The organism is Leifsonia sp. SIMBA_070 (assembly GCF_046534635.1).
In the GTDB taxonomy this organism is placed as follows: domain Bacteria; phylum Actinomycetota; class Actinomycetes; order Actinomycetales; family Microbacteriaceae; genus Leifsonia.
Map to the genome: position 1 here is coordinate 1 of NZ_JAWRYK010000926.1, position 237 is coordinate 237.

Annotated in this window: 1 protein-coding gene; it reads left to right on the forward strand. The window is 30.0% G+C overall.

Annotated features, from left to right (window positions below):
* Window positions 1–237: polysaccharide biosynthesis C-terminal domain-containing protein (locus SB754_RS22910; protein WP_410784553.1), on the forward strand; the 237-nt coding region annotated here is incomplete at both ends.

Genomic DNA, 237 nt, shown 5'->3' on the forward strand with positions numbered 1-237 from the left:
CGCTTTTGAGAAGGATAAACAATACGTATTACCATTATTGCTAGGTGCAATAATCAGCCTGACACTTAATATAATATTTATACCACGATATGGTGCAATAGGTGCAACAATTGTTATAGTAGCTGTTGAATTTATGGTGTGCTTTTTTAGGATATATCTAATTCGAAAATATCTGGATTTAAAGTTTATGTTCCAAGGAGTATATACTTATTTTTTTGCAGCATTGATAACTTTTAT